The following is a 352-nucleotide window of genomic DNA, read 5'->3' as shown; positions in this document are numbered from 1 at the left end:
AGCGTATACGCCAGGTGGCGGGAACCCTTTCCGGCGGGGAGCAGCAGATGCTCGCGATGGGCCGTTCCCTTATGGCAAAACCCCGTCTGCTGTTACTCGACGAGCCGTCGATGGGGCTTGCTCCGATCCTTGTAGACGAAATTTTTTCGGTTATCAGGGGAATTAACAGCACGGGAACCACGGTTCTGCTTGTCGAACAAAACGCGTACAAGGCCCTGGAAACAGCGTCAAGGGCGTACATTCTTGAGACGGGTGAAATTGTTAAGAGCGGCATAACAACCGACCTTATGAAAGATGAAGCGGTAAAAGTCGCTTATTTAGGAGGATGAAATGAAAGTAAGCAGAATAATGA

The 352-nt window shown here is 50.9% G+C and carries 1 protein-coding gene; it reads left to right on the top strand.

Going from position 1 to position 352, the window contains the following annotated elements; genetic code table 11:
• A partial coding sequence (locus ACYVTD_RS18235) for an ATP-binding cassette domain-containing protein (protein WP_461249015.1) occupies positions 1–329 on the top strand: 329 nt, incomplete at its 5' end.
• Positions 330–352: the final 23 nt, after the last annotated feature.

Source organism: Treponema sp. R6D11 (assembly GCF_054786075.1).
This window is presented reverse-complemented; position numbering and strand designations above follow the sequence as displayed.